Source organism: Desulfospira joergensenii DSM 10085 (assembly GCF_000420085.1).
In the GTDB taxonomy this organism is placed as follows: domain Bacteria; phylum Desulfobacterota; class Desulfobacteria; order Desulfobacterales; family Desulfobacteraceae; genus Desulfospira; species Desulfospira joergensenii.
This window is the reverse complement of record NZ_ATUG01000002.1, coordinates 583,227-606,839: the sequence shown is the minus strand read 5'-3', so window position 1 is coordinate 606,839 and position 23,613 is coordinate 583,227. Positions and strand designations below refer to the sequence as shown.

The following is a 23,613-nucleotide window of genomic DNA, read 5'->3' as shown; positions in this document are numbered from 1 at the left end:
CTGTTGCCGGGAGCTTTTTATGGGAAAAAACAGCCTTTAGAAAGATTATGATTGCCATCGATTTAAATGCTCTCAACCCGCTGGAAAAGCAGATACACGAACAGATGATCCTGCACAGCAAGACCATGCCGGCCATCCGGATCAGCCAGGCGGCTGAGTTCTGCCAATGTTCGGTTTCAAAAATATCCAAGTTTGTCAAAAAACTCGGGTTCAGGAACTACAGGCAGTATCTCGATTTTTTATACGGAAAAGAGATCAGGCCAATTGATGTTTCAGATGAATTAAACCGGGTCGGATCCTTCATCAAAACCTTTGATACGACCATGGTCGATGAATTATTATCCCTGATTGACGGCCATGATAAAATTGTCTTATTCGGATACGGCCCCTCTTTGCTCTGTGCCCAGTACTTTGAGTACAGATTTCGAAACTGCTCGGATAAAACCTTCATGGCTGTATCAGACGAGGTGACCCTGGGCAATATGACGGACAAATCCACTCTCCTGCTGATCATTACCGAGACAGGACGGTTTCACTCCTTCCAGGATGTATATGCTGCGGCAAAACAAAGGGAGGGCAAGGTGGTCATCCTTGTAGAGGAATACAACACGGATTTATTTAATCAATGTGACAAAATATTCTGGCTTTCTCCGAGCCCCCAGCCGGCGCATCTCAAACCATACGAAAAATCAAGGACACTTTTTTTCATTTTCCTGGAAGAAATCGTTCAAAAGCTGCTCCAGAGAAAGGGCATCCATGTTAACGAGGATTTCTAGACCCGTGAAAACTTTATAACCGAGGGGGAGTGCGATAAAATGGGAAACAAGGATGTCCGGATTCCTGAAATCTGCCCGGAAAAAGCATGGGTCAACGCCCCCCCCTTTTGCCTACTTCAAAATTATCCAAGATTTGACTTGGACCGGTTTTCAGGAGAATAGATCTTTTTTATGAAAATCGCGTTGGTGGTAAATCCTTTTTCCGGAGGCAAAAGAACCGGAAAACGCCTTTCAATGGTAAAAAGAGCTCTGGAAGGGAAAGGCATTGAATCGGATATCTTTATTTCCCGGTTCAAGGGCCATCTTGCCGAAATTGCCCGGAACCTGGATCCTGGCGCATATGGTGCCGTTGCCGCCATGGGCGGGGACGGAACCAGTTTTCATATGATCAACGGCCTGCTTTCGGCCCACAGGCCGGATCAACTGCCCCCCCTGGCTCTCCTTCCCTCCGGGTCGGGAAACTCCTTTGCCCGGGATCTTGAACTTCTCACCCTGGAGCAGGGTATCCAGGCCATAGTCAGGAACAGGCCCAGGCCGGTGGATCTGCTCCGGTTTTCCCGGGGAAAGGATTGCTTTTATTTTATCAACCTCATGGGCCTGGGATTTGTCACGGATGTGGCCGTGACCGCAGAACGATTCAAGGTTTTCCACGATCTTTCCTATCTGATCGGCGTCATTCACCGGACCGCCTCCCTCTCCAGCTTTCACATGGAATTGAAAGTGGACGGCAAGCCTTTTTCCGGGCCCGGCTGCTTTGTTGAAATCTGCAATTCCAGGTATACCGGCGGCAGCATGCTCATGGCCCCAGGGGCCGAAATCGACGACGGACTGATGGATATCGTCATTGCAGGCCCCTTAACCCGCAGGAAACTTTTAGGGTCCCTGCCCAGGATCTATTCGGGAACCCATATCCGGATGAAGGAGGTATCCTGCATCCAGGGGAAAAAGCTTGAAATCAAGACCTTTCCGTCCAAGGCCCTGCTGCCGGACGGGGAGATCATGGGCGTCACGCCCGGAACCGTTGAAGTCCTTCCCCAGCATTTGAGAGTATTGTCATGAGAATTTTACTCTCTCTTTTTCTATGGACCGTGGGGATAACCTTTTTTCTGATCTCCTTTTTGATTCTCGCCTTCTGCCTGACGGCCCTGCCCCGGGAAAAAACCTTTGCCCTGGCCAGGCGTCTCTTTTCCGTTCAAATCCGGCTCATGGGCATCCATCTTGAGGTAAGGGGCAGGGAGAATATCGATCCTGCAAAGACCTACCTGATCATGGGAAATCACCAGAGCCTGTTTGATCTCTTTGTAATCCCCTCGGCCGTTCCCCTGGTCTTTACCGGGGTGGAGGCGGCCTATCACTTTTCCATACCGGTCTGGGGGCATCTGATCCGGAAATGGGGATGCATCCCCATCCAGCGATCCAACCTGGAACAGGCCAAAATGAGCCTGAAACAGGCCGAAAAAACCCTGGCCGCCGGGCTGTCCATTGCCGTATTGCCCGAAGGACACAGGACCCGGACCGGGAAGATGGGCCCCTTTAAAAAAGGTCCGTTTCACCTGGCCATGAACACCCGGGCAAATATTCTGCCCTTTGGCATCAGGGGGCTCTGCGACTTCCAGTGCCGGGGCGGGTTTCTCCTAAATCCGGGCAAGGTGGAGGTGCACATTGGAAAGCCGGTCTGTTTTGAAGAGGTTTCCTCCCTGTCCCCGGAGGAGTTGAGGGATCTCATCTTTGAAAAAATCCAGAAACTTGCCAAAGAAAGTTAAACCGGCAGGGAATCGGAAAGCAGCATCTGGCCCTGGAAAGAGCCGGTTTCATCCCATTCCTCGATTTTTTTGGAATTATCCTGTCCAATCCATTGCAGAAACAGGTCTACACAGTCAGGGCAGAGCTGGGTTCCCCTGACATCTTCAATGATCTGCAGGGCGTTTTCCACCTTCATGCCCGTGCGGTAGGGCCGGTTGGAGGTCAGGGCATGAAAGGTGTCGGCCACGGCCGTAATCCTTGCCCAGAGAGGGATCTTTGATCCCTTGAGCCCGGCAGGATATCCCTTGCCGTCCATGCGCTCATGGTGGCACCGGACCATGGGGACGATATCGCCCAGGCTGTCAATGGGGGAAAGGATATTGGCTCCGATATCGGGATGCTGCTTGATATAGGCAAACTCCTGTTCCGTAAGGCGGTCGGGTTTCAGGAGCACGGCATCGCTGATGCCGATCTTGCCGATGTCGTGGAGGTGGCCGCCGATGAGGACGGTCCGGACCTCTTCTTTGGAAGCCCCGGAAAGTTCTGCCATGGCCGCTGCAATCCCGGCCACTGCCGTGGAATGCCCCTTGGTATATGAATCCCTGGCTTCCAGGGCATTGACCAGGCTGGTGATGGCAGACAGCATCATGCGCCGCTCCGAATCCAGGTTTTCCCGGTCCTTGAGCAGCATGATAAAGTGATCGGACAGCATCTTGTCCACCAGAATGGTGAGCTGATCCATGTTAAAGGGCTTGACCAGGTAGGCCTGGGCCCCCCTTCTGAGCATGCGCTGCATATGGCCCCGGTCGGAGTTGGTGCTCATGACGATAAAGGGGATGGACTTGAACCGGTCATGACCCTTAACCGCCTCGCAGAATTCAAACCCGTTCATGACCGGCATGTCGATATCTGAAAGAATCAGGTCCGGATGGATCGTCTCCATCTTTTCCAAGGCATCTTGACCGTTATTTGCGGTCAGAATCCGATAGCCTGACTTGGAGAGTTCGGTCTCCACCAGATGCCGGATCAGAAAGGAATCATCCACCGCCAGAATCTGTTTGGAACTGTTGAAAACGGATTTGGATAGGATGGCTTCCACGGAAGAGTAGAGCTGGTCAAAAACATCCTTTTTTGACAGATAGGCTGAGGCCCCGGCTTCAAATCCCCTGTGGATATCCGCTTCAGAGTCAAAGGAAGAGATAATCAGAATGGGGATTCCCCGGGTGGAAGGGTCTGCTTTCAGATCCCGGCACATTTCAATCCCGTCTTTACCGGGCATTTCCACATCTGTGATAATCAGGTCGAAATGGGCCTTTCGGGCCAGGCCCAGCCCCATTTCCCCGTCTATGGCCTCCATGGTGTCACAATCAAATCCAGCCAGGTGTTCCTTGATGACATTACGCATCATCCGGCTGTCATCTACAATGAGAATCTGATGTTTGGCCATGCCTTCTCCCCAAAAAAATCCCTTTATCGGTTTTTTCCTGCTCCCTTATCCGGCCCGGCAGCACATTGCCGGCCGTTGCCGGAATTTTTTACTGCAATGTAATTGCATAAATCCAATTCCAAAGTCAATAAATCACTAAAAAAGAAAACCATTTTCAGTATTATTGAGGAATTTACCAGTCGATGGGGAAAAAATCCTTTAAGAATTTGCCGCACCAGTGTTTTCCCGTGAGGATGCCGTGAAAAAACGGATCACAGACCCTGGCGGCCCCGTCAACTATATCCAGGGGAGGTTGAAAATCATGGCGCTCCCGTTTTTCATCGGCCAGTTCGGCCGGGTCCTCATCGGTGACCCATCCCGTGTCCACGGCATTCATATAGATCCCGTATTTGGCAAGATCGTCGGCAGCCGTATGGGTGAGCATGTTCAGGGAGGCCTTGGCCATATTGGTATGGGGATGCCGGGAGCCTTTTTTAAACCTCAGGAACTTGCCTTCCATGGCCGAAACATTGACGATGTGCTTCTGACCTGTGAAATCTTTTTTCATTACCTTGATCAGCCGGTTGCACAGGACAAAGGGCGCCACAGAGTTTACCAGCTGGATCTCCAGCATCTCCGACGTCTGGATCTCTCCCAGCCTCAGCCGCCAGGAATTGGTCTTCCGAAGGTCCACCTGCTGGAGGTCGGCATCCAGTTTTTCCGCCGGGAAAACCTGGGCCTGGTCCAGGGAATGGTCATAAGAATAGGGGATCTGTGACAGCTGGGCCGGCATGCGCAAACCCATTCCGGGCGCATTGGACTGCCAGGTTACGGGCAATGCCTTTTCTTTTCCGACATGGGGGTTCTGACCGTTTCCCAGCCGGGAAATACAGGTCTGGTATTGGTCCAAAAGGGTCTGGGCCTGCCCGGGCAGACGGGCCGTGTCCTTTGTTTCATTTTCCATGAGGTGGGCGTAAAAACCCGGGGGCCGCCGAACCGTCTGGGCGGCGTTGTTGATGAGAATGTCCAGGCGAGCCCAGGTTTGCTCGATATGATCGCAGAAGAGCTCCACACTGGGGGTATGCCTGAGATCCAGCCCGTAGATATGAAGCCTGTGACCCCAGTCTGAAAAATCCGGTTCTTTGGAAAAGCGCAGGGCAGAGTCCTTTGGGAAACGGGTGGTGGCAATGACCCGGGCCCCGGCTTTGAGCATCATCAATGTGGCCTGGTAACCGATCTTGAGCCTGGAGCCTGTAATTAAAACGACCCTGTCTTTTAAAGAGGCCGTCTGAAACCGTTTCTGATAGTTGAACTCGGCGCATTCCGGGCACATGGTATCGTAGAAATGATGAAGCCGTGTAAACTCGGCCTTGCACACATAACAATTGCGGGGGGTTTTTAGATACCTGTCCGCTGTTTCACGGTCCCGGAGGGCAGGACCTGGAATCTGCCGGGGCGCCGTAAAGACCGAGGCTTCCCTGGCCCTTCGGATCCCGGTCCCGGCCCGCAGCCGCTTTTCCTTTTCCACAATAGCCGCCCGTTTCTGCCGTTTTTTATCCTTGTTCCGTTTTTTGATCTCCTCTTTATCCGGCCGGGATATTTTTCCGGCGGCCCGGATCAGGGCGATCCGGTCAGATTCCGGCAGGCGGGCCAGCAGATCGGACTGGCTTACGATCCTCTCCAGGACAGGGATACATTTTTGAACGGCCTTCAGGATATCCCGGGGATCATCATCCAAACCCTCTTTGTCCCGGGTCATGGCAATTCCCCTGTTTTGAACGACGGCCGGCTCACTTCCCTGAGCACCGGATCAAAACAGGGGTTCATGTGTTGGCAGACTTTTTCATTGAGCTGATTGTAAAAGAAAGAACTTTCCATGTCCGGCGCAAACCCATCCCCCATTTTCACGATGCACATCCTCAAATTCTGCCTTCATCCAAAAACCGCGGCATCATAATTCGGTGAAAATGGTTTGTCAATACAGGCACTCTTTTCATTTGCCCGGCCCGGAGTCATCCGGATTTGATTTCAGGGTCTCCGGAACCTGGATGATAAACTCAGTCCCCTGGTCAGGGGTGCTCCTGCATTCGATTTTCCCTTTGAGTCTGTCCTTTACGAGGTTGTACACCAGGTGCATGCCCAGGCCTGTTCCGCCCCGGCCCCGTCTTGTGGTGAAAAAAGGGTCAAAAATTTTTTCGATCTGGTCCGGCTCCATACCCCGGCCGTTATCCGTGTACCGGATTTGGATCATTTTCCCCTCCCTGTGGATGGAGATCCGGATGATCCCTCTTTCCACCCCATCAAACCCGTGCTGAAAAGAGTTGATGACCAGGTTGGTGATGATCTGGGAAAACACCCCGGGATAACTGTCAATGGTGATGGGCTCAGGGCAGTCCAGAAGGATCTCGTGATTTGTCTTTTTTACCTTGGGCCGGAGACTTAAGAGGATCTCCCTGAAATAGGATTCCATCTCAAAGGCCCGCTTTTCGTCACTGGTCTGGTCCACGGCCACCTTTTTGAAACTGGACACCAGCCTGGCGGCCCGCCTCAAATTGGCCATGGTCACACTGCAGGCCTCTTCACATTCTTCCAAAAAAACCTCGAGATCCGATCTTTTGGCTTCATTGGCCAAGAACAGACGCTTAAACTTGGCGGTGATGTCGTTGAGATGGGAAACCGCCGTAACCCCGATCCCCACAGGGGTGTTGATCTCATGGGCCACGCCGGCCACCAGGTCCCCCAAAGCGGCCAGTTTTTCCGACCGGACAAGCTCTTCCTCGGCCATTTTGCGTTCTTTGATCTCATGGGCCAGTTTCCGGGTCTGCTCTTCCAAATGGACCTGGTATGCCCGGTTGCGGGCGATGAGTTCGGCCCTCTCAAATGCCTTTTCCACTGCCTTGAGAAGAATGTTCAGATTGTAGATGGGCTTGACAAGATAATCCCAGGCTCCCAGGCGGACCGCTTCCATGGCGTCTTCCATGACCCCGGCGCCTGAGACCACGATGATGGGGGTGTCCGGACGGTCTGCAGCCACGCTTTTGACCACCTCGAGCCCGTCTATCTCAGGCATGCGCAGATCGCACAGGATCAGATCCGGCTGGTGGAGTTCAACCATCTCCAGGCCTTCCTTTCCGTCGGCCGCCTGGATCACTTCATATCCGCGATCCAAAAGAAAGTCTGAAAAACTTTCCCTTAAGGCCTCTTCATCGTCAATGGTAAGGATGAGTGTTTTCTCTTCTGACCCTGAATTTTTGTCTTCTTCCATTCCAGGCTCCTGACGGGTTTGACAAGGCGGGTACTTCCCTGTATCGTTTTAAAGTTTTTTCAACCATTTTAAAAGGCATTTTCCTGGAAAATGGATCCGGAAGAGTATATTCTTAAAATCAGATCTGCCGTGGAACTGTCGGACCACCCCCTTGCACCTGACCCCGAAGTCTACCGGCCCACCAGCGTCATGGCTCTTTTCATGTTCGACAGGAGTCCGGAACTGCTCTTCATCCAGAAGGCAGACACCCAAGGATATCCCTGGCGGAACCAGATGGCCTTTCCCGGCGGCCACCGGGATAAGGATGATCCAAACTCCCTTGAAACCGCCCTGAGGGAAGTCCGGGAAGAACTGGATATCCGGCCGGAAAATGTTGAGGTTATCGGATCCCTGGGCCATTTTCAAACCATCAACAACAGGGATATTCAGGCGTTTGCCGGTGTCTGGAACCAGAAAGACAGGATTGAATTTGATCACCTGGAAATCTCACGGATATTTACCATCCCCTTGGATTACCTGATCCGGGTCCACCGGAAAAAAAAATATCACATCACCCGGCCCAACATCATGGATCTGACATATCCCTATAAAGACGTCGTGATCTGGGGCGCAACCGCCAAGATCCTGTTCCATCTTCTTGAGATTTTAATGAAACACTAGTTGTTCTTGTTTCTCTGCTTTACTCTGAAGAAGACCTTCAACACAAGATAAAAGGATAAAAATGCCAGCAGCCCGGGAAACCAGGCGTGTTCCTGGGCCTGAACCGAGGCCACGCCCATTCCGGACAGGGCAAAGAAAAATACCAGGACCATGAAAACAATCAGGACCCAGCAGGCAAAATTTGAATCATACCAGGGGGTTATGACTTTTCTAAAATATGGATTCTGATCAAGCTGCATAGACTCAAAAACTTCTTGTATTCATTTTATGTTAGATCCGGTCAAAAACCACAATATATAGATTTTTTTTATTGACAAACAACAACATATAGATTAGACCTGGCATTGCAGGGGATAATCTTCCTTTTCCTGCGCAGATGTAAGATAGGCTAATTTCAATCAGATTTCAAGAGGTGGATGGATGTTTGAACAAATTAAAAAACGGGACGGACGGGTAGCTGAATTCGACTCTTCAAAAATTACCAATGCCTTGGAAAAAGCCGGTGAGGCCTCCGGAGAATTCAACGGCAGGGAAGCCAAAAGACTGACATTGCGCGTATTGACCCTGACCCGTGATCTCCAGCTGGGGCCGGTACCCGAAGTTGAAGAGATCCAGGACATTGTGGAGCGGGTTCTTCTGGATTCTCCGTTTTATAAGACGGCCAAGGCATATATCATCTACCGGGAGCAGCATAATCAGATTCGTAAAATCGCCATAAAGGAAAACGTGGGTCTCATGGAGTCCTATATCAGCCGGATGGACTGGAAGGTCCGGGAGAATTCCAATATGAGCTACTCTCTCCAGGGACTCAACAACTATATCTCTTCCGATATCACAGCCGAGTACTGGCTCAACCGGATCTATCCCCCCGAAGTCAGGGATGCCCATTACTCCGGGGACATCCACATCCATGATCTGAGCCTCTTATCCGTATACTGCGTGGGCTGGGACCTCCAGGACCTTCTGATGGAAGGGTTCAAAGGGGTGGCCGGCAAGGTGGAATCCTCACCGCCCAAACATTTCAGAAGCGCCCTGGGACAGATTGTCAATTTTTTCTATACCCTCCAGGGAGAGGCTGCCGGGGCCCAGGCCATGTCCAATTTCGACACCCTCCTGGCCCCTTTTATCCGGGAAGACCAATTAAATCACAAAGAGGTCAAACAGGCCCTCCAGGAATTTGTCTTCAACATCAATATCCCCACCCGGGTGGGTTTCCAGACCCCGTTCACCAATATTACCATGGACCTGAACGTTCCCTCCACCCTGAAAGACTCCCCCATCATCATCGGCGGGGAATACCGGGAAGAGACCTATGCCGGGTTCCAGGAAGAGATGGACATGATCAATGCCGCCTTTGCAGAGGTCATGATGGAAGGGGATGCCAAGGGCCGGGTCTTTACCTTTCCCATCCCGACTTACAATATTACGGAAGACTTTAACTGGTCCAATCCCAACCTGGAGAATATCTGGAAGATGACCGGAAAATACGGAATCCCCTATTTTTCCAATTTTGTCAATTCAGACATGGACCCTGAAGACGCCCGGTCCATGTGCTGCCGCCTGAGGCTGGACAACCGGGAGCTGAGGAAACGGGGCGGAGGCCTGTTCGGGGCCAACCCTTTGACCGGATCCATCGGAGTGGTGACCCTGAACCTTCCCAGGATAGGCTACCTTGCCCAGGATGAGGCTGATTTCTTTGAGCGGCTGGACCTTCTCATCCAGATCTCTGCCGATTCTTTGAGCATCAAGAGAAAGATCCTTGAAAAATTCACCAACGGAGACCTGTACCCCTATTCAAAGTTCTATTTGAGAAAAATCAAGGAGAGCACCGGGGTTTACTGGCGCAACCATTTTTCCACCATCGGCATCCTGGGAATGAATGAGGCCTGCGTAAATTTCATGGATCAGGGAATCGCCACGGAGCAGGGCCAGGCCTTTGCCGTAAGGGTCATGGATCATATCCGGAAAAGGATCGAAAAGCTCCAGGACGAAACCGATGAGATATTCAACCTGGAAGCCACGCCTGCAGAAGGAACCACGTACCGGTTTGCCAACCTGGACAAGAAAAAATTCAAGAACATCGTCTGCGCCAACGAGGAAGAATACAAAAATGGCTGCGACCCTTTTTACACCAACTCCACCCATCTGCCGGTCAACTATACCGACGACATATTCGAAGCCCTGGAACTCCAGGACGGGCTCCAGACCAAATACACGGGAGGAACGGTCCAGCACCTTTTCCTGGGCGAGGAAGTCAAGGATACAAAGATCGTCAAGGACCTGGTCAACCGGGTGTCCAACAGTTTCAAACTGCCCTATTTCACCCTGACCCCCACCTTCAGTGTCTGCCCCTCCCACGGGTATATTGCCGGAGAGCATGAAAAATGCGACTGCTGCCAGTCAGATACCGAGATCTATTCCCGGGTGGTGGGATACCTGAGGCCGGTGGGCCAGTGGAACAACGGCAAACAGACCGAATTTACCATGCGCAAGACATATACCGTGGCCTAGAATCCATGAACATCGGCGGATTTCAGAAGAACTCCCTGATCGATTTCCCCCAAACCCTGGCATGTGTGGTCTTTACCTCCGGGTGCAATTTCAACTGCCCCTATTGCCACAATCCGGATCTGGCTGCCGGCCCCGTAAAGGGAACCGGCTCCAATTCCGGAGGAGAACCGGGGGTCCCCGGCCCGGGGCAGATCGATCCGGAAGAGATTTTCTCTTTTCTTAAAAAGCGGAAAGCCTTTCTTGAGGGGGTGGTGATCACCGGAGGAGAGCCTACGCTCCAGCCCGGACTTCCTGCCTTTCTTGAAAGGGTCCGGGAACTGGGATACCGGGTCAAGCTCGACACCAACGGCACCCGGCCCGCTATTCTGGCCCGGCTTTTTGAAAACAGGCTGGTGGACTATACGGCCATGGACATCAAGACCGGCCCGGACAGCTATCCCCGGATTGCAAAGGGGAAATCGGAAAAGGATAACGTATTGGACAGAATAGAGAAAAGTATCCGGCTGATCATGGAAAAGAGTCCGGGGTATGAGTTCAGAACCACCTGCGTCCGCCCCTTTGTCACGGAAAAGATTATGGAAAAGATTGCAGGGATGATCCGGGGAGCCGAAAAATACGTTCTCCAGAACTGCTCAAGGGACGTCCATGTCCTGACCCCTGAATTTCTGAAAGATGACCGCCACTTTTTCTCTCCTGAAGAGATCCGGGCTTTGGGAGATCTTGTCTCCGGGGCCGTCACATCCCTTGAGATCCGTTAGGCGTCTCCGGAATCTTCCGGATTCGGCTCCGGGTAGACCATCTTCCCGGTAAAGGAGAGATCATACCCTCCATAAGACTGGGCCGCCTCCTGGATGACCTTGCCCTTTAAAAGGGAAAGAAAGTACTGGATCCCCTGGTCAAAGAACCGGTCCTTGGAGATCAGAAGATCAAACCGCTCCCAGCCAAAGGAGATGAAATCAAGGCCCAGCATACTGGCCACGGTCCGGATGCCCGGTCCTGCACTGGCATTGCCCCTCAGCACCTCAAGCCCCACATCCATATGCCGGGCCAGGGTGTGATTGTACCCGGGAAGTCCCTCTCCGTTTATGCCGGCGGCCTTGAGTTCCCTGTCAAAAAGCTGGCGGGTACCGGTTCCCAGGAAACGGTTCACAATCTTAATCTTTGGATTTTCCAGATCTTTGACAGACCGGATCTGGTTTGGATTTCCCTTCTCAATGATCAGGCCCTGTTCCCTCTGGCAGAAATTGACCACCGCCGGGACCTGCTTGTCCTTTAAAAATGGAAAGTTATACTCTTCATTGTCCGCCACAAGATGGGAGGTGGCAATATGGCAGAGATCGTGGCGAAGGGCCTGGAGCCCCCCCATGGAACCGCACATGCCGAACATGGCTATATGATTTTCATGCTTGAGGTTAAAGGTGGCAATGATCTTATCCATTAAAAGGTCATTGGAGCCGGCAATGAGAACCAGCCCGTGGTAGGGGGGGAGTTTGGCTGTCATGGGAAAATTCTCGGTCCCGGCTTCCACCCACTGGCGGACAAGGTCTATGGGAAAAATCCACTTACCGGTAACCTTGGAGGCGGGAAGCCCTTTCTCGGCAATCAGAGAATAAACCATTTTTTCATTCACATTTAAAAATTTGGCTACCTCTCTGGTAGTCAACATTTCACCCATGGCTCCCCCTTCGTAAATCCTGTGACGATCTTAAGGTTATTGTTGAACACGATTCGATCTTAAAAATATATATAGAAGATTAATACACATCTTATGGGGCCTTTGCAAGCCAAAACCGGGCTCAACCCAGGGCCACTGCCCATAAAAATTATGGCAGGCAAGGGGCCTTCACTGCATTCTCTCCGGCCTGTCCATGGCCGGGTCCAAGGATGCCGCCAACAGATTCCCATCCATGGGGCTGTCTGGACGGCATATCCCGTTCCAGCCCCCTTACCTGCCTGCCGCATGGTGGAAGTCTATATGCGAACCCTGGTGCCCGCCTTGACTTTACCCGACGGGAACACTATTTTAAGCAAAATTAATCCATATGAATGAATCAAGGCCCATGAAACCCCAAATCATATCCATTGCAGGAAAATCCAATGCCGGCAAGACCACCCTTATGGAAAAACTCATCGCGGAACTCACCCGCCGCGGATATGAAATCGGATCGGTCAAGCATGCCCATGACGGATTTGAAATAGACAAAGAGGGAAAAGACTCCTGGCGCCATAAAAATGCCGGGGCCAGTGCAGCACTTATCGTCACAGGCACAAAGGCCGCCCTGGTCAAAGATGACCGCCGCCCTGCCCTGGAAAAACTTGAGGCCTATCTCGGGGACATGGATATCATCCTGGTGGAAGGGCTGAAGCAGGAGCATCTGCCAAAAATAGAAATTTTCAGGAAAGGAGGCGATTATGACCGGCCCCTGTTTCTGGACAGTCCGGACCTCATCGCCTTTGTAACCGATTCAGACTTTAGTCCGGATGTCCCCCTGTTCGGACTTGACCAGATAGATGCCATTGCCTCTTTTATCGAAAAGCTCCACCTTTCCCATGCGCACAGGGAGACGATTTGATCCGGATTCAGCCCTTCATAGATATTTTGGGGGCATGTTCTGCGGGCCTGATCCTGCTCTTTGCCGGGTGTCCGGTCATGGCCCAGGAGACTTTCCCGGAAGATTCCCAATGCATGACTCTCTTTGACAACGGAAAGATCAACTGGAGTACGGGAAAAATCACCGCCCTGGGCAGGGCCGCTCCAAAGGGGAATAAAGAAGGGGATATCGAATCCGTTCCCGGATCTGCCAGGGCTGACGCCAATTGGCACATCATTGAAATTCTCAAGCAGATAAAAATTTACAATAATTTGAGCGTGGACAAATACGCCTCCAAGAACGACGTTATCCTGGCCGGAATCGAGAAAACAGCCAGGGATGCCATAACCATTCGCCAGACCTATACCTCTGCCCTGGATGTGGAGGTGGCCATCGAAACCAGTATATTCGGCGGACTTCTCCAGCTTGTTCTGCCCGATGATATCCGGCAGATCCCCAAGATCAATCTGGAGAAAGCCCTGCCGGTTCAGACACCCATGGGCAAGGTCCCCTATACCGGACTGATTCTGGATGCCAGGGGGCTCTCGGTTGAACCGGTCCTCTATCCGGTCATCGTCAGCGAGCAGGGAAAGGAGATTTACTCTTCCCTCTATATCAGCCGTGAATTTGCCGTCCAATACGGAGCCTGCATCTATATCTGCGATATGGACAGGGCCTCGGGGCACAAGCGGATAGGATCCAATCCCCTGATATTAAAGGGGCTGCGAAAATCAGGAAAAGAAGATACTTCCATCATTATCAGCATGACCGATGCAAAAAGGGTGGAAAAGGTCAGGGAACGGCATGTTTTTTTAAAGGAATGCCGGGTGATCATCGTAACCGATGCCCGGCCGTTTCTTCCCTGACCCAAATCCACCGTCTACTTTCACAGTTTTTTGAAATCCCCAAGGTTTTGCTTTTTCCCCTGGCCACCAGCAAAGTGCCAGATTCAAGGCGCCGAGGGAGTGACGAGTGAGGTGTATAACTCATACTCCGCAGGGAGGAGCGACTGAGAGCAACGAAGAAGGTGGTGCTTTGATGGTGAATCAGGGCTGAGCCCTTTTCTTGACTTATAAAGCGTTTGGCTATAGGGTGCCTCTAAAATACCATCTTAACAATTGCAAATTAAGGAACAACAGCCATGTCCGACCAGATACCTGACAGAAATGATGCCCTTGAACTGCTAAAGAAGTACAATAAAAAAGAGGGGTTGATCAGACATGCCCTGGCCGTGGAATCCGTGATGGGACATTTTGCCCGTAAATTCGGGGAAGATGAGGAAAAGTGGAGAGTTATCGGCCTGGTCCATGACCTTGATTATGAGATGTACCCGGAGGAACACTGCAAGAAATGTGTTGAACTCTTTGAAGAACACCATTGGCCCGAGGAGTACATCCGGGCCGTTGTCAGCCACGGCTGGGAAATCTGTTCCGATGTCAAACCGGAAAGCCTCCTTGAAAAGACTTTGTATGCCATAGATGAACTCACGGGCCTGGTGGCCAGTTCCGCCCTGATGCGGCCGTCAAAAAGCATCCTGGACATCAAGGCAAAGTCTGTGAAAAAGAAATTCAAGACCAAATCTTTTGCTGCGGGCGTGGACCGGGAGGTCATACTCAAGGGAGCCGGATTCCTTGACATGGAGTTGTCAGACCTGATCACCGAAGTGATTGCCGGCATGCGGCCGGTGGCGGAGGAGATCGGCCTGAAAGGGAATTTATAGATCCGTCAAAAAATTGACAAGACAAAATCAGGAACCCTGCAAATTTTTCCAGGTTAAAGGGAGATAAAAACATCTGTTTTTTTCAATACATTGAAATTATAAGATAAATTTAAAATAGAGCTGTCTGGCATGCCGATTGCTTATTCATAGGGTGGACATATTTGTGAATAGGAAAATCCATGAACCAGACAATTGAAAAAGTATCCGCCCGCATTTTGGCCCTGCTTTCACTGGCCTTTGGCCAGAAGACCCGGCAGGTTGACCATGCCAGGCTGACCCGCCACATTGTCGCCCTGAATCAAAAAGACTCTTCCACTGAAATCATCAATGAGGTGGCCTCCTGCCTCAAGAAAATTCTGGACTACCGGCTCTTTGCCTTTGCCGTGAAAAAAAAAGAAAGAGTGGAAGTCTGGCTCGACCCCAGGATGTACAAAAAATCCATTGAAGACATCATCGTCCAAGACTTCCATCTTGAGGGGACAAAAGACCTGACCTATATCAACCACAATTTTGATCCCCATGAAATTCATGAAGAATTCGGCATGGACGACCTGGTCTTTTATGAACTCAAGGAAGAAAATTGTTATGCCAGGCTCTATATGCTGCCCCAAAAAAAATTCTACCCCTTTCACGATGAGATGGTGAATCTCATTCTCCAGGGATGTGCAACGGCCCTGTCCAAACAATTGAAGATGGAAAACCTTAAAAATGCGGCCGTGATCGATCCTTTGACCGGGTGCTACAACCGCAGGGAATTTGAAAGCCAGCTCACCCGTAACCTGGCCAATGCCAGACGCCACGGAAACAGCCTTTCCCTGTTCATGTTTGACCTGGACCACTTTAAACAAATCAATGACACCCACGGACATCTGGCCGGGGATATGGTCCTCAAACAGGTGGCCGGCCTGGTCAAAAAGAGCATGAGGCAGGGAGATATCCTGGCCCGGTACGGCGGGGAGGAGTTTATCGCCATCCTGCCCGAAACCGGGAAAACCAAGGCCATGGATCTGGCAGACCGGCTCAGATCTGAAATTTCAAATCTCTGCCTGCCCTTTGACAATTCCCTGATCCGTGTGACGGCCAGCTTTGGGGTTTCCGAGCTGACCCCGGACAAGGATATGACCATGCTGATCCAGGATGCCGACACCATGCTCTACAAGGCCAAGCTCAACGGCCGGAACACGGTCATGCCCGGCCTGTTCAAGGTCTGTGTGACCAGGGAGACCTGTTCAAAAGAAGATGGGTTTAAGACCTGCCCCGGGCCTGTTTAGGCTTTTCACACTTTTCTTACCGGATCAATTTTTCAGACGGACTCACCCAACAGGGCCATCATCTTTTCCTGCATGGCCTGGGTCACCTTCATCCGGTCATGACTCCCCTTCAGACGTTCCCCCAAAAGCTTTCCGGCCCGGGCAGCCGAGGCCATGACCTCATCCTGTTTTCTCACATCCGGGATCATGTCCGGGGCGATCTTGACTCCCTCCCCGTGGAGCATGAGGGGGATCCCTACCTGGCAGGTTTCCCCGAACCCGCAGCTGTAGCAGGATGCCGCCCCCTGGCCCGTAACCTTGGCAATGGTTTCGATAAAATTGTACAGGAAAAACCGCTCAATATCATCTGCCGGTGCCTGGCCCATGGTTCCGCCCAGGCCCACGGAAACGGCCAGTTTTCCCCAGAGGGTATTCCCGGTCTGGTGCCGGAACTGGAAGAACCGTTCCAGAAAGGCATGGGAAACCGCATTCAACGTGGAGTAATAATTGGGCGTCCCGAACACATAGGCGTCGGCCTCAACGATCTTCTCCCGTATGGGTGTCAGATCATCCTCCACCTTGCAGATATTATCCTTGACACACCCCAGACAGGCAATGCATCCGGATATGGTTTTGCCTTTCAGTGAAACCAGTTCATAGTCGAGGCCGGTGTTCTCCAGGACGGTTTGAACCAGAGAAAAGGTTCCTGATTTTTCCTCTTTTCGCGGACTTCCGGAAATTCCTAAGATCTTCATTTTTTTCTCCTTTCACCTGTCAACAGATTAACCCCGTTTGATCTATACCCTTTTTTGTAAAATCCGTCCATGGAAGGATTGTCAGAAGAATATGAGGATGAACCGACAATTATTTTTCGCCATGGATTTAAAGAAAAACAGGTCTTGACTTGTCCCATCTGCCCGGTTATATAATTTCCTGAACTTAGGAAGTCCCCGGCAAACGGAACAAGGTGAAACGCCTTGACGGTCCCGCCGCTGTAACCGGAAATATCTGTTTTAACTAGGCCACTGGATTTCGGGAAGGCTAAGACGGATTTAAGGCCGGAAGTCAGAAGACGTGCCAGGGGAAAGCTTGGTGGAAAACCTGATGGCAAAGGGTTTTGCAGAAATTCTGTTTCTGCAGGACCTTTTTGTTTCTGCAGGACATAAGGCATAGCGAGGACACTATGACCACACAGCTTGAAAACGCCCGCAAAGGCATCCTCACCCGGGAAATGCAGATTCTTGCCCGGGACGAAAACCTCACCGAAGAGTTTATCCTGGACCATGTGGCAAAGGGGGAAATCGTCATCCCCTGCAATCCCAACCGGAAATTCCAGCGGGTTGCCGGAATCGGTACAGGCCTGAGAACAAAGGTCAACGCTTCCATTGGAACCTCTTCAGACATTTGCGACATCTCCTTTGAAGTGGACAAGGCCAAGGCCGCCCAGGAAGAGGGGGCAGACACCCTCATGGAGCTGTCTGCCGACGGGGACCTGGACCAGGTCCGGAGAGCCGTTCTTTCCGCCACAGACCTGCCCGTGGGAAATGTTCCCCTTTACCAGGCCTTTAAGGAGACCATCCGGAAACATCAGAATCCCGGCAAACTGGATCCTGAGTATCTCTTCGACCTCATCGAACAGCAGCTGGAGGACGGCCTGAGTTTCATGGCCATCCACTGCGGCATCAACCAGTACACCATCGACCGCCTGAGAAAACAGGGTTTCCGTTACGGTGGACTCGCCTCCAAGGGAGGGACTTATATGGTGGCCTGGATGGATATCAACAAAAAGGAAAACCCCCTGTACGAACAATTTGACCGGGTATGCGCCCTCATGAAAAAATATGATGCCGTTCTCTCCCTGGGCAACGGAATCCGGGCCGGAGCCATCCATGACAGCCATGACCGGGCCCAGATGGCAGAGATGATCATCAACTGCGAACTGGCCGAAATCGGGCGGGACCAGGGATGCCAGATGATGGTGGAGGGTCCGGGCCACGTGCCCCTGGACGAAATCGAAGGAAATATTATGCTGGAAAAACGCATGTCCGGCAATGCCCCCTACTATGTCCTGGGCCCCATTCCCTGTGACACCGGAGCCGGATACGACCATATTACCGCGGCCATCGGAGCGGCCAGCTCGGCCCGGTTCGGCGCAGACCTGATCTGTTACATCACCCCGGCGGAACACCTTGCCCTGCCCCATGTGGAAGATGTCAGGGAAGGGGTCAGGGCCACCCGGCTGGCCGCCCGCATCGGGGATATCTCCAAGTACCCGGACCGGCGGGAAAACGAACGCCAGGCCGCCATGGCCCGCAGGGACATGCGCTGGGACGACCTGGAAAAATATCTGCTCTTTCCGGAAAAAGCCCGGCAGATCCGGGAAAGCCGGTCCCCGTCGGAGAAAAAAACCTGCACCATGTGCGGGGATTTCTGCGCCATGAAAAAGGGCATGGAGATCTTTGAAAAAGATATTAAGGACAAGAGGAAATCCGCATGAGCTTACTCGATCATACCCTTTCATCCATCCGCCCGTCCATTGACGAGGACGCCCTGAACGCGGCCAGGGACAGGCTGGCCAACCAGGCCAAGCCCGCCGGCAGCCTGGGGATGATGGAGGAGATCTCGGCCCGGCTGGCCGGGATCAAGGGATGCATTGACGTCCATTTAAAGAACAAGCAGATTGTCACCTGTGCCGGAGACCACGGGGTGGTGGAGGAAGGGGTCAGTCTTTTCCCCTCCGAGGTCACCCCCCAGATGGTCTATAACTTTGCCGCCAACGGGGCTTCGGTCAATGTCATTGCCAAACATGCCCATGCCGAGGTAACTGCGGCGGATATCGGGGTGGCCCATGATTTTGAACCGGATCTGCCCATCTTCCATAAAAAAGTCAGGCACGGCACGGCCAATTTCACCCGGGAACCGGCCATGACCCGTGAAGAGGCGGTCCTGTCCATTGAGGCGGGCATTGAAATCATCAATGAACTCAACCAAAAGAAAGCAGTGGATATTCTGGGAACCGGGGACATGGGCATTGGGAACACCACCCCTTCATCGGCCATAATTGCGGCTTTTTCCGGGATTGAAGTTGAAAAGCTCACCGGCCGGGGAACAGGCATTGACGACCAGACCCTGGCCAACAAGATCAGGGTGATTCAACGGGGACTTGACCTGCACCGGCCCGACCCCGGGGATCCCATTGGCGTACTGTCCAAGGTCGGAGGGCTGGAAATCGGGGGGCTGGCCGGTCTGGTCCTGGGTGCGGCCGCCAAGGGCATTCCGGTCATCTGTGACGGCCTGATCTCCACTGCCGGAGCCCTGATTGCCTGTGAACTGGCCCCGGCTGCAAAAAATTATCTATTTGCCAGCCACAGATCCGTGGAGGCCGGCCATGTTTACATGCATGAGCACCTGGAACTGGAACCCCTGGTTGATCTGAAGTTCAGGCTGGGAGAAGGGACAGGGGCGGCGGTCTGCATGGAACTTCTGGACCTCTCCACCCGGATTCTGGCCGATATCAAGACCTTTGAAGAAGTCGGGATCACCAACGTTCAATGATCATGCCCTCATTGGATATCCAGCACCTCCCGGATTTTATGGGCCAGGTCTGCCGTGAGGATCGGTTTGTTTAAACAACCCCGGATCCCCATCCTTTCCGCCGTTTCCCGGGACATGGTCTCGCTGAAGCCCGTGCACAAAAGGATGGGGATATCCGGACGGATCCTGCTCAACGCCTCCGACAGCTTATCCCCGGACAAATTGGGCATGGCCAGGTCCGTGATCACCAGATCAAATTGTCCGGGGTTGGACCGGAAAAGTTCCAGGGCCTCAATGCTGCTGGCCCGGGAGGTGACCTCATAGCCCAGACGTGTAAGCATCTGCTTTTCCATGGAGATGATGGGCTGTTCGTCATCCACAAGAAGGATATGTTCGCTTCCTCCCTGGACCGGCCTGTCACCGGCGGCCTTTTGGGCTGTGTCTGAAAATGCCTTGGCTATGGGAAAAAAGACCCTGAATTCACTTCCCTTGCCCGGTTCACTGTAAACACCTATCTCCCCGCCCCCTCCCTTTACAATCCCATGGACCACGGAGAGTCCCATCCCGGTTCCCTTGCCCTGGCCTTTGGTGGTGAAAAACGGATCAAAGATACTCTTTATCACATCCCTGTCCATACCGATCCCGGTATCCTTAACAATAAGGCATGCGTAGCTCCCCGGGGAAAGGCCTGAAGCCGGCCTGTCCCGGGGATCGATTTCAACCTGCTTCAGGATCACGCTCAGTTCACCGCCCGACTCTTCCATGGCATGGAATGCGTTGGTAGCCAGGTTCAATACGATTTGATGAATCTGGGTGGGATCGGCCTTGATTACTCCGCAGTCCGGCCGGATATCCGCCTTGATCTGAATGGTGGAAGGAATACCGGACCGGACAAACTTCAAGGTTTCTTTTACGACCGGCTGGACCTTCATCAGCTTGGCCTCTCTCTGCTCCTGGCGGGAGAATGTCAGAATCTGCTGGATCAGTCTCTTTGCCCTGAGGGCAGCGGTCCGGATCTGTTCCAGGTTTTCCAGGGCCATTTTGTTTTCCCTGACATCCTCCTGAAGCATTTCTGCGTAGCCGATAATCGGGAAAAGAATATTATTGAAATCATGGGCAATCCCGGCGGCCAGGGTCCCGATGGATTCCATTTTCTGGGACTGCTGAATCCGGTTCTCCATTTTTTTCAATTCCGTAATATCCCTGAAAACCGACAGCACGGAAACGGAATCCTCTCCATGGGCGACCGGGGTGGAGGAGGTATGATAAATCAGATCATTCTTGGGATTCCGGACTTCATTTTTAGCGGTCTTTCCCGTCATGACCTGTTCATGTTCACACCAGGGACAGATCTTATCAAATCCGTATATGGCCCGGTAGCAGTACTCACCAAGTCCATCTTCTCCCGCAATGGAGGTCATGGCCGGATTCATGAATTCGATCCTGTAGTCCGGAGAACAGATATAGGCGGCATCATCCATGGAGTTGATAAAGGAACGATACCGCTTCTCACTTTTTTCCAGATCCTTTTTTGCCTGTTTACCGGAGGTGATATCGAGTGCTGTGAAGGTGACCCCTGCCTTTAAATCCTCCGTGTCCAGAGGCGTCGAACTCATGAGGACATCAATGATTTTCCCGTCTTTGCGTTGAAACCGGGTTTCCACGGTTCCCGTGCCTTTTTCTTTGATCTGCCGGTATTTTTCCCTTCCCACGTATTGAAAGTCCTCTTCCGTGGGATAGAGTATTCTGGAGCTTTTCCCGATCAGCTCCTCCTTTGAATACCCGGTGATCTCACAGAAACGTTCGCTAACCCGGTAAAGGACTCTGTCCCGAACAAGTCCGATCCCTGTGGGTGCGATCCTGAGAATACTTTCCAGTTCTTTTATTTTTTCATCCACGATTTAATCCTTTTTATTTTCAAGCCCCAGACCCTTTTCAGGATCCATCCAGAACCAGATAGAATCCCATCCTGCCCGACAGGGTTTCAACGATATTCAGCGGTTCGGTTCCTGGAATATCCGGATGGGCCAGGATTTCAGGAATGCCAAGTTCAAATGGTTCTTTGGTTTTAACCTTGCTCAATGCATTGCCGCAAACCATGTTGAGCATCTCCGTCAACGTGCCGGACAGATGGTTTTCCGTGAGATTCTCCCGGGGCTCTCCCATGAAATTTGCCCCCATTTCACTGACCAGTTCCCTGGGGGCAAATAAACTCACGGAACCGGTTATCTCTCCTACGAATCTTAAGCTTGCGACCATGAGTTCGTCTCCAAGGCCTGCCGCTTCCAGGGAAGATGCCTTCCCGAATTCCACGGGAAGAAAGAACATGGTTTCCATTACCTCAGAAATCGAATTCTCCATCGCCTTCGTTAAAATCTTCTTCATAGTCTGTCTCTCCAAGTATATTGACGATTAAATCCCTGATCGCTTCCGGGGTAAAGGGTTTGGCAATATAGCCCGCAGCTCCCCAGTCCATGAATTCCCTGATTCTAGACTCGTTTCCTTCGGTGGAAACGACAACCACGGGAATATCTTTGAACAGATCATCTTTTTTTATGGCTTTCATAAAATCCAGGCCGTTCATGACCGGCATATTGTAGTCTGTAAGAACCATATCCACCCAGTTATTCTTCATCAACTCAACCGCCTCCCGGCCGTTGGCAGCCTCAAGCAGTTCTGACCTGCCGTAACCGGCCGCCTTCAGGGTCCTTTTGATGACCAGCCGCATGGGCAGCGAATCATCCACGATCAGTATTGAATATGCCATTGTCCTTTCCTTTGGTTTGGATCCTGTTACGCCATCTGCAGCAAGGCTTCGATCTTCTCCATGTTCATGCCGAAATCCGCAATGATCATGGAAACATCATCAGACGTTATTCCCAATTCCTCCATAACCCGGCTCTTGAACCGGTAGGAGAGTCCGTCGGCCCCCACACCGCGGCCGGTCATCATGCAGATGCAGTCGGCCAGGTAGACGGCTGCAATTTCTCTGTCCTGGATCAGGGATTCGTCTGCCAGATGGTGGTGGCGGATAATTTTTACCATTCTCGGACTGAATTTCCACATTTTCGCAATCATGGCCCCGATCTCTGCATGGTCAATTCCCAGAACCTTTTTCTCCGCTTCCCTGAAACTATACTCCCCGGTTTCCACCAGGTCCCTGATCTGTCTATCTGAATGGGACACGTGCTTTTCCAGAATAATTTTTCCAATGTCCTTGATCAGGGCAGAGGTGAAGATGGTGGCCTTATTTTCCAGGGAAAGTCTTGAGGCAATCTGCTTGGCGATCACAGCCGAGGACACCGAGTAGGTCCACATATCTCCCTTGGCCAGTCCGTACCCTTCCTGGCTTGTCCCAAGAACCCGGGCTCCGGATTTAATCAAGGCCAGTTCGATGATCTGATCCGTTCCCAGGAGACTGACGGCATCCCGGATGGATTCGGCCGGATGCTTAAGCCCGAAAAAAGCAGAGTTGCAGGTTTTCAAGATACTGGCCGTGATCATGGGATCATATTGGATGACATTGGCGATATCTTCCATGGAATGATCCGGATCATCCACAATGGCCAGAAGCTGATTGGCCACGGCCGGTATGGGTTTCAGGTGCTTGATTTCCTTGATAAGCTGCTGGAGGGTGGTCATATCCTTACCTCCTTTGATCCGGAGGTCTTCACAAAGATGTCTCCGGTGGCAATCTCAATCCTTACTGTCCGGTTAACGTTCCCGCCCACGTTCTGCTGGCTGATCATCACCTTGTTCTTAAAAAAAATTTTCTTTAAGGCCATGTAATTTCTCTTGCCGATATTAAAAAATCCTTTCTGATCCAGGATTTCTGCCCCTCCGGCCACATAGATCTTCATGCGGGGTTTTTTGGCTCCCAGGGCATAGGCGGTTTTAAACAGCCTGGGGATGCCGGTATCGGCAAACATATAGGGTTTTCTGGCCGCCTTTTCTCTGTCAATGGAAGATTCAGGCAGCATATAATGAAGGATTCCACCCACCCGGACCGCCGGGTCATATATCACCAGGCCGATGCAGGAGCCCAGGGAATAGGTAATTACCGACTCAGCCGTGTTATTGCTGACCTTCATATCTGCAACACCGACGATCTGTCTCATTGAATGCACCTTTTTATAA

At 52.0% G+C, this 23,613-nt stretch carries 23 protein-coding genes and 1 riboswitch; of the genes, 12 read left to right on the top strand and 11 right to left on the bottom strand.

Going from position 1 to position 23,613, the window contains the following annotated elements; genetic code table 11:
- Window positions 1–47 precede the first annotated feature (47 nt).
- From F608_RS0115145 to F608_RS34925, 3 genes are all read left to right on the top strand, one after another.
- Window positions 48–776 (top strand): MurR/RpiR family transcriptional regulator, encoded by a 729-nt coding sequence (locus F608_RS0115145; RefSeq protein ID WP_022666498.1) that lies wholly within the window; start codon window positions 48–50, stop codon window positions 774–776.
- Between the two features lie 171 nt (window positions 777–947).
- Entirely contained in the window at window positions 948–1,835 is an 888-nt protein-coding gene (locus tag F608_RS0115135) for a diacylglycerol/lipid kinase family protein (protein ID WP_022666496.1), read from the top strand.
- Complete coding sequence (locus F608_RS34925; protein ID WP_022666495.1) at window positions 1,832–2,539, top strand: lysophospholipid acyltransferase family protein; 708 nt, start codon at window positions 1,832–1,834, stop codon at window positions 2,537–2,539. Before F608_RS0115135 ends, F608_RS34925 begins: the two co-directional genes overlap by 4 nt.
- On the opposite strand, the gene F608_RS32145 is transcribed toward F608_RS34925, so the two are convergent.
- The 3 genes from F608_RS32145 to F608_RS32140 form a co-directional block, all read right to left on the bottom strand.
- Window positions 2,536–3,966, bottom strand: a complete 1,431-nt coding sequence (locus tag F608_RS32145) for a response regulator (protein WP_022666494.1) — start codon at window positions 3,964–3,966, stop codon at window positions 2,536–2,538. The two genes, F608_RS34925 and F608_RS32145, sit on opposite strands and share 4 nt — an antisense overlap.
- Window positions 3,967–4,138: 172 nt before the next feature.
- The gene (locus F608_RS0115120) at window positions 4,139–5,704 is read right to left on the bottom strand and encodes an SDR family oxidoreductase (protein WP_022666493.1); all 1,566 of its coding nucleotides are present in this window, start codon (window positions 5,702–5,704) and stop codon (window positions 4,139–4,141) included.
- Between the two features lie 234 nt (window positions 5,705–5,938).
- Window positions 5,939–7,210, bottom strand: coding sequence for a response regulator (locus F608_RS32140; RefSeq protein WP_022666491.1), 1,272 nt, complete (start codon window positions 7,208–7,210; stop codon window positions 5,939–5,941).
- Window positions 7,211–7,300: 90 nt separating this feature from the next.
- Here F608_RS32140 and F608_RS0115105 point away from each other — a divergent pair, with 90 nt between their 5' ends.
- The gene (locus F608_RS0115105) at window positions 7,301–7,870 is read left to right on the top strand and encodes an NUDIX hydrolase (protein ID WP_022666490.1); all 570 of its coding nucleotides are present in this window, start codon (window positions 7,301–7,303) and stop codon (window positions 7,868–7,870) included.
- Here F608_RS0115105 and F608_RS0115100 read toward each other — a convergent pair.
- Window positions 7,867–8,109 carry a hypothetical protein gene (locus F608_RS0115100; protein ID WP_022666489.1) on the bottom strand — a complete coding sequence of 81 codons (243 nt, stop codon included), beginning with the start codon at window positions 8,107–8,109 and terminating at the stop codon, window positions 7,867–7,869. The genes F608_RS0115105 and F608_RS0115100 overlap by 4 nt on opposite strands.
- Before the next feature lie 181 nt (window positions 8,110–8,290).
- Between F608_RS0115100 and F608_RS0115095 the strand changes: the two genes are divergently transcribed.
- Window positions 8,291–10,381: a ribonucleoside triphosphate reductase gene (locus F608_RS0115095; RefSeq protein ID WP_022666488.1), complete on the top strand. Its 2,091-nt coding sequence runs from the start codon at window positions 8,291–8,293 to the stop codon at window positions 10,379–10,381.
- Between the two features lie 5 nt (window positions 10,382–10,386).
- On the top strand, window positions 10,387–11,139 hold the full coding sequence (locus F608_RS0115090; RefSeq protein ID WP_022666487.1) for an anaerobic ribonucleoside-triphosphate reductase activating protein: 753 nt from the start codon (window positions 10,387–10,389) through the stop codon (window positions 11,137–11,139).
- On the opposite strand, the gene F608_RS0115085 is transcribed toward F608_RS0115090, so the two are convergent.
- Entirely contained in the window at window positions 11,136–12,056 is a 921-nt protein-coding gene (locus F608_RS0115085; protein WP_022666486.1) for a helix-turn-helix transcriptional regulator, read from the bottom strand. The genes F608_RS0115090 and F608_RS0115085 overlap by 4 nt on opposite strands.
- A 385-nt stretch (window positions 12,057–12,441) precedes the next feature.
- Here F608_RS0115085 and mobB point away from each other — a divergent pair, with 385 nt between their 5' ends.
- The 4 genes from mobB to F608_RS32130 all read left to right on the top strand — a co-directional run bounded on the left by mobB (window position 12,442) and on the right by F608_RS32130 (window position 15,963).
- Window positions 12,442–12,954, top strand: coding sequence for a molybdopterin-guanine dinucleotide biosynthesis protein B (gene mobB, locus F608_RS0115080; protein WP_027362792.1), 513 nt, complete (start codon window positions 12,442–12,444; stop codon window positions 12,952–12,954).
- Complete coding sequence (locus tag F608_RS32135; RefSeq protein WP_022666484.1) at window positions 12,951–13,838, top strand: hypothetical protein; 888 nt, start codon at window positions 12,951–12,953, stop codon at window positions 13,836–13,838. Before mobB ends, F608_RS32135 begins: the two co-directional genes overlap by 4 nt.
- Before the next feature lie 275 nt (window positions 13,839–14,113).
- A complete protein-coding gene (locus F608_RS0115070) occupies window positions 14,114–14,692 on the top strand; it encodes an HDIG domain-containing metalloprotein (protein ID WP_022666483.1) in 579 nt (192 codons plus the stop codon).
- Between the two features lie 179 nt (window positions 14,693–14,871).
- Window positions 14,872–15,963, top strand: coding sequence for a GGDEF domain-containing protein (locus F608_RS32130; RefSeq protein ID WP_022666482.1), 1,092 nt, complete (start codon window positions 14,872–14,874; stop codon window positions 15,961–15,963).
- 32 nt (window positions 15,964–15,995) lie between these two features.
- Here F608_RS32130 and F608_RS32125 read toward each other — a convergent pair whose 3' ends face one another.
- Window positions 15,996–16,697, bottom strand: coding sequence for a flavodoxin family protein (locus tag F608_RS32125; protein ID WP_022666481.1), 702 nt, complete (start codon window positions 16,695–16,697; stop codon window positions 15,996–15,998).
- 179 nt (window positions 16,698–16,876) lie between these two features.
- Window positions 16,877–17,038: riboswitch (cobalamin riboswitch) on the top strand.
- Window positions 17,039–17,125: 87 nt separating this feature from the next.
- On the opposite strand from F608_RS32125, the gene thiC reads away from it, so the two are divergent.
- Both thiC and cobT read left to right on the top strand, forming a co-directional pair.
- Complete coding sequence (gene thiC / locus F608_RS0115045) at window positions 17,126–18,439, top strand: phosphomethylpyrimidine synthase ThiC (protein ID WP_022666479.1); 1,314 nt, start codon at window positions 17,126–17,128, stop codon at window positions 18,437–18,439.
- Complete coding sequence (gene cobT, locus F608_RS0115040; RefSeq protein WP_022666478.1) at window positions 18,436–19,497, top strand: nicotinate-nucleotide--dimethylbenzimidazole phosphoribosyltransferase; 1,062 nt, start codon at window positions 18,436–18,438, stop codon at window positions 19,495–19,497. Before thiC ends, cobT begins: the two co-directional genes overlap by 4 nt.
- 8 nt (window positions 19,498–19,505) lie before the next feature.
- Here the strand turns inward: cobT and F608_RS34920 are convergent, their stop codons facing one another.
- Genes F608_RS34920 through F608_RS0115015 form a run of 5 tightly spaced genes read right to left on the bottom strand, consistent with a single transcriptional unit; the run spans window position 19,506 to window position 23,594 of the window.
- Window positions 19,506–21,374 carry a PAS domain-containing hybrid sensor histidine kinase/response regulator gene (locus F608_RS34920; RefSeq protein WP_022666477.1) on the bottom strand — a complete coding sequence of 623 codons (1,869 nt, stop codon included), beginning with the start codon at window positions 21,372–21,374 and terminating at the stop codon, window positions 19,506–19,508.
- 37 nt (window positions 21,375–21,411) lie between these two features.
- Window positions 21,412–21,861 (bottom strand): chemotaxis protein CheX, encoded by a 450-nt coding sequence (locus F608_RS0115030; RefSeq protein ID WP_027362791.1) that lies wholly within the window; start codon window positions 21,859–21,861, stop codon window positions 21,412–21,414.
- Window positions 21,818–22,243 carry a response regulator gene (locus tag F608_RS0115025; protein ID WP_022666475.1) on the bottom strand — a complete coding sequence of 142 codons (426 nt, stop codon included), beginning with the start codon at window positions 22,241–22,243 and terminating at the stop codon, window positions 21,818–21,820. The genes F608_RS0115030 and F608_RS0115025 overlap by 44 nt, the downstream gene beginning before the upstream one ends.
- 26 nt (window positions 22,244–22,269) lie before the next feature.
- Complete coding sequence (locus tag F608_RS0115020; protein ID WP_022666474.1) at window positions 22,270–23,118, bottom strand: HDOD domain-containing protein; 849 nt, start codon at window positions 23,116–23,118, stop codon at window positions 22,270–22,272.
- Complete coding sequence (locus F608_RS0115015) at window positions 23,115–23,594, bottom strand: chemotaxis protein CheD (RefSeq protein ID WP_022666473.1); 480 nt, start codon at window positions 23,592–23,594, stop codon at window positions 23,115–23,117. The genes F608_RS0115020 and F608_RS0115015 overlap by 4 nt, the downstream gene beginning before the upstream one ends.
- Between the last annotated feature and the right edge of the window lie 19 nt (window positions 23,595–23,613).

Excerpts from the sequence above, each read along its gene's own strand:
- F608_RS32125 (WP_022666481.1), bottom strand. The coding sequence starts at position 16,697 with ATGAAGATCTTAGGAATTTCCGGAAGTCCGCGAAAAGAGGAAAAATCA.
- F608_RS0115015 (WP_022666473.1), bottom strand. The coding sequence starts at position 23,594 with ATGAGACAGATCGTCGGTGTTGCAGATATGAAGGTCAGCAATAACACG.
- F608_RS0115070 (WP_022666483.1), top strand. The coding sequence starts at position 14,114 with ATGTCCGACCAGATACCTGACAGAAATGATGCCCTTGAACTGCTAAAG.
- F608_RS32140 (WP_022666491.1), bottom strand. The coding sequence starts at position 7,210 with ATGGAAGAAGACAAAAATTCAGGGTCAGAAGAGAAAACACTCATCCTT.
- thiC (WP_022666479.1), top strand. The coding sequence starts at position 17,126 with ATGACCACACAGCTTGAAAACGCCCGCAAAGGCATCCTCACCCGGGAA.
- cobT (WP_022666478.1), top strand. The coding sequence starts at position 18,436 with ATGAGCTTACTCGATCATACCCTTTCATCCATCCGCCCGTCCATTGAC.
- F608_RS0115095 (WP_022666488.1), top strand. The coding sequence starts at position 8,291 with ATGTTTGAACAAATTAAAAAACGGGACGGACGGGTAGCTGAATTCGAC.
- F608_RS0115090 (WP_022666487.1), top strand. The coding sequence starts at position 10,387 with ATGAACATCGGCGGATTTCAGAAGAACTCCCTGATCGATTTCCCCCAA.
- F608_RS32145 (WP_022666494.1), bottom strand. The coding sequence starts at position 3,966 with ATGGCCAAACATCAGATTCTCATTGTAGATGACAGCCGGATGATGCGT.
- F608_RS0115030 (WP_027362791.1), bottom strand. The coding sequence starts at position 21,861 with ATGAAGAAGATTTTAACGAAGGCGATGGAGAATTCGATTTCTGAGGTA.
- F608_RS0115145 (WP_022666498.1), top strand. The coding sequence starts at position 48 with ATGATTGCCATCGATTTAAATGCTCTCAACCCGCTGGAAAAGCAGATA.
- F608_RS0115085 (WP_022666486.1), bottom strand. The coding sequence starts at position 12,056 with ATGGGTGAAATGTTGACTACCAGAGAGGTAGCCAAATTTTTAAATGTG.
- F608_RS0115105 (WP_022666490.1), top strand. The coding sequence starts at position 7,301 with ATGGATCCGGAAGAGTATATTCTTAAAATCAGATCTGCCGTGGAACTG.
- F608_RS0115020 (WP_022666474.1), bottom strand. The coding sequence starts at position 23,118 with ATGACCACCCTCCAGCAGCTTATCAAGGAAATCAAGCACCTGAAACCC.
- F608_RS0115025 (WP_022666475.1), bottom strand. The coding sequence starts at position 22,243 with ATGGCATATTCAATACTGATCGTGGATGATTCGCTGCCCATGCGGCTG.
- mobB (WP_027362792.1), top strand. The coding sequence starts at position 12,442 with ATGAAACCCCAAATCATATCCATTGCAGGAAAATCCAATGCCGGCAAG.
- F608_RS34925 (WP_022666495.1), top strand. The coding sequence starts at position 1,832 with ATGAGAATTTTACTCTCTCTTTTTCTATGGACCGTGGGGATAACCTTT.
- F608_RS0115135 (WP_022666496.1), top strand. The coding sequence starts at position 948 with ATGAAAATCGCGTTGGTGGTAAATCCTTTTTCCGGAGGCAAAAGAACC.
- F608_RS32130 (WP_022666482.1), top strand. The coding sequence starts at position 14,872 with ATGAACCAGACAATTGAAAAAGTATCCGCCCGCATTTTGGCCCTGCTT.
- F608_RS0115120 (WP_022666493.1), bottom strand. The coding sequence starts at position 5,704 with ATGACCCGGGACAAAGAGGGTTTGGATGATGATCCCCGGGATATCCTG.
- F608_RS0115100 (WP_022666489.1), bottom strand. The coding sequence starts at position 8,109 with ATGCAGCTTGATCAGAATCCATATTTTAGAAAAGTCATAACCCCCTGG.